Annotated in this window: 1 protein-coding gene; it reads right to left on the bottom strand. The window is 47.2% G+C overall.

Annotation, left to right across the window (positions count from 1 at the left end; translation table 11 throughout):
- On the bottom strand, window positions 1-4,470 hold a 4,470-nt coding region (locus ACFIJ7_RS08925), incomplete at both ends, for a DUF637 domain-containing protein (RefSeq protein WP_375645116.1).

The following is a 4,470-nucleotide window of genomic DNA, read 5'->3' as shown; positions in this document are numbered from 1 at the left end:
CCGCCGATAGCACCGGCAGAGCAAGCGCCACTCGCAACCGCGCCTTTTAAGCAGCCAAGACCAGCATGGGCAACAATTTGTGTGATCGTATCTATTTTGCCTTCTGCCTTGGCGGTACCGATTTCTTCTGCCAACGATTTGCCAACCGTATCAGACAGGGCGATGCGCAGATTGTTAAAAAAGTTCTTGTCAAGAGAGCCACCCTCAAGAGCCGTTTGCACGCCTGTGCCAATAGCGGCTTTGATCAGGTTCTTTTCCGCTTCAAGGGCGATACGATCGACAAAAGGAGCGGTTTTTGGCAAAGATTGTCCAACACCAACCATTTCCGTTATTTGGCTGGTTAAGCCCGCTGTCAACATCGACGAAACAATGCTGAGAATATTCTTGGAAGAACCAAGCTCATGCAAGGCGCCGGCAATATTGCCGCGATTATTGACAAGAGCCACAGCGCTTTTGTTAATCAGTGCTTGGACACCTGCCTGTATCGCCGCATTCATGGCGGTGCTCGAGCCAAGCCCCAAAGCACCGGTAATGGCACTGGCAGCGCCCGATGCTGCTCCACCCGTAACCGCCGTGACAGCCAATGCCACGAGAGCCGCACCGGCTTCTGTCAATCCTTGGGCTTTATAATCCCAGTCTTTAAACTCAGCTCGAACTGCTTGCCAATCAACTTGCTTGGATAATTCTGGATCATCACGCAGTTGCTTGATCCATGCCAAGCCTGGAGAGTGTGACAATTGCTCAAGGGATTTGTCTAAATCACCGGTTGCCTCATATTCAACAACAAAGCCATTGCCTGCATCAAGCTTCATGCCACCCTTAGCATCTATGGTGACATGCTCGATGGTCTCCTTAAGGTAACCTTCGTCACCCTCACTCCACCACACAAGGTTTTCATTACGCTGATACGTATCCTTAAAATCTTGATCCTTGTTGGTGAGAAACTTGATCTTTCCATTATCTGATGTCAAATGCATCTCGCCACCACTTGATAGCCCTGCTGCACCAAGTGTGAGATCCCCATTTTGCGCGTGTATGGAGAGGTCTTTGCTAAACTCCACCGTGCTTTTGTTTGTGGTAACTTCAGTTGATTGTTGACGAAACTTATTCTTTTGTTTCGATTTGTCGCCTTCTTTGCCCCTAAGATCCAAGTCAAAACTGTTAACGTCTTGCACCGAAGTCAGCGTGAAAGCACCACCACTGGTGAGATTCCCATTACCTTCTACTTTTACCTTAACCCCATCCATAATGAGGTCGTCGTTCGTAACAACGTTAAGATCATCCCCACTGTTAACTTCACTCAAACGGTGCTCTCTGCTTTGGGCGTTATAATGCCCTTTTTCCAATGTCTGCTCATGTTCACTTTCTAGCGCCAATGCACTAAACGTGGCAGAACCACCGATAATCATCGTCGTCGAACCGCCGCTGGTGAATTCCCCACCCTCTGCGCCAAGATCACTAAGGGATTGGATGTTTAATTCATGATCAGAGAGAATTTGTCCCTTCTGCCCAGCTCGATCACCAAAACCATATGCATTCGTGTCACGGATTTTAGCGGTGCTATTGACAATCGTATCACCCGTCATGGTAACCGTATCACCATGAATAACACCGGAAGAATTGGCTAAAAGACCGTTACTGGTGAGCTCTACAGCACCTCTGGCATCTAAAAACCCACCATTATTGAACAAAGTTTGCGTAGTCGAAACGTGCAGTGCATCATCACTTACCACAGCACCGCTATTGATAAGACGGTCCGCATTCAAGGTGACCCCATTCCCTTTCAAACGTGCACTAGCAAGATTTCCTTGCAATCCTTGTGCGTTTTTTATCCCTTGTTCTGAAGAAGAATTTGGTGCCAAATAAACGTGGGGCACTAAGACCTCTTGTCCGTCGACAAGGTGAATTTCAAGCCAGATCATATCCTTTTTGATCCCAGCAATCTGCTGAGGCGTTAAGGGCTTGCCTAGCTCTAACCCCAAAGGACCTTGCTGCTCCACAGCATTGTCATAGAGCCTTTGCATTTGAGCATTGGGATCTTCAACATCAAGAAGAGTGCGATTGCCTGTCAGCTCAAAGATTTGCTCACCCACCAGACGATATTCAAAATAAGCATCGCCCAATCTTTTAAACACGTGCTCAGGCTTATAATTGCCAATCTTTTTTAAGTAATAGTCCGATCCTAAAAATTTACTTGGGTTGATAAAGTCCTGTCGCGTCTCAACTAAAAACGGCACATCCGGTGATTGGCTGCCAGCTAACTCTGTCTTGACAGAGCTAAGCCCATCTTGCGTTGGCACCTGTATGGATTCTGGTGCGGGTGTTTGGATGCTCGGTGCAAAAAGCCCTTTGTGTCCTTTCAAACCATTGATAATGCCGTCCAATCGATCATCACTAATCAGTGGTTTTGAACCATCAAAATCGGTGTTTTTAACACCAGCCAAACCTTTATCGCCAGAGCTTAAGCCAACTTGCTCAACCCCCTCACGCACCGCATGATTATCAATATAGCCTGTCAACTTAGCATCAAGCGTGCCACCAGCTTCAATCGTGCCGTAAACAGCATCATAGGTACGCTTGGGTGTTTGGGTAAAAGTAGGACCGTCCCATTCGTCTGCACCATGCGCTATACACCCTGGATTGGTCCACATATTACAGTCTTTATGTCTGTAGCGTGTTTCAGTCACAACCTTAGTTGTTTCGATTAAATCACGCCCCTCATTGAGCAGCGTATCGCCATGCATCTCAATATTGCCATTGGCAGCAATCAAGCTATAGCTATTGCGGATATCACCGGCATTAATTGTCAGATGACGTCCTACTAAAATCTGTGCAGCATTATTGGTAAAATGAGGCTGCTGACGAATGATCGTAGTGTCGATATTTTTCTTGATCTTTGTGTGTTTATCAACACCTGGGATTTCTTCCCATTCTCCTTGCACGTAACTATGACCAACCACTTTATCGCTAACTTCAACCCCACCTTCACGCATGTTGGTAAGCGCTGAGACATCGAAGGTCATATCGCCTGACACGGCTTCTAAAAGCCCCGAACTATTGATGACATGACCAGCCCGCTCTCCACTTAAACCACGGATGATGAGATTGTCTTCAGCAATAACGTCGGCAAACTTATTGATAAAATCCCCATCTAAGGAGAAAATGGCAGATTTCTTGGCATAAATCAGCCCACTATTACTCAGATCTGCGCTCACATTGAGCGCAACCCCATCACCACTTGAACCAATACTGCCGGCATTGTCCAAAACATCTGCGGTTAAAACAAAAGCGCCACCACTTTTGAGTACACCGTCTTCACCATTTAAAACCAGAGCAGCTTGCCCCAATGACGGATCATGGCTTTCTGCCATAAGCGTAAAACTGTCACTGGCTAAAAGCTGACCGGAATTGGCTAAAGACCCAAGCTTCGCATCAACAACAGTGCCCACCATGATACCGGAATTACTTAAAACATCATGGCTGTTGAGAGTAAGTACTCCGCCTTGCGCTTCCACAAGCCCAGCTTGGGCGAGAGTGCCTGCCTTCAGCGTTACATCATAGGCGCCAACTTGGCTTGTCTCACCCAGCGTCAAGGTGCCATCGGTTGAGAGTTCTATCCGCTTTTGCGAAACAATGCGCCCCGTTTGGTTCAGAGTGTTTTGCGCATGCACAGTGATTGCGCCATTGCTTGCTATCGTACCACTATTGGTTAAATCACCATGGCTGGTCAGTTGAAGGTCACCACGCTCAATCTCTATCTGCCCTGCTTGGATCACACTATCAGCAACAATATTGACTGCCCCTTGCGTAGAAATGAGACCATCAACATTCTCAAAACTGCCCACATCAATGCGCAAACCATCCCGCGCTAAAACATGTGCACCTTCATCATGTGTAGCGTTTTGTTGGTCTGAATTTATCGTTTCAGCGCTTTTATTGACAAAAGACGTTGCAACAATCTTCATCTCACCGGCTAAAGCACTGAGAAGACCAGCCTCATTATTTATATGACCAGCACGTGTCTCTTTCAGCCCACCAATGCTGAGAGCATCTTCAGCAATAATTCTGCCCTGTGTGTTGGTCAGATTACCATCACTGAATAGATCCATAGATTTTTTGGCGTAAATCAGCCCGCTATTGCTGACATTTCCTGCCACATTGAGGGCAACATTCTCACCACTAGAGCCAAGCACACCGGCATTGTCTAATTGCCCTGCGATCACAACAAAAACACCACCACTTTGAAGAACCCCTTCGGATGTATTCTTCAGAAAGGCTTGTTGCGGATCGGCGCCTTCTTGTGCACTTACCATCAAATGCAAATCATCGGTTGCAATAAACGTCCCTTGATTGGTAAATGCACCAATATGAGCATCGACACTCTCACCGCGCATTGTGCCGCTATTTGCGACCCCATCACGCACCTGAAGGGTTAATGCTCCCTCTTGGGCTTCCACAGTCCCTGCTTGG

Origin of the sequence: Bartonella sp. MR100HLJHH, from assembly GCF_042194215.1 — a bacterium.
GTDB classification, from domain to species: domain Bacteria; phylum Pseudomonadota; class Alphaproteobacteria; order Rhizobiales; family Rhizobiaceae; genus Bartonella; species Bartonella grahamii.
The sequence above is the reverse complement of the archived record's forward strand: the minus strand, read 5'-3'. Positions and strand labels throughout refer to the sequence as shown.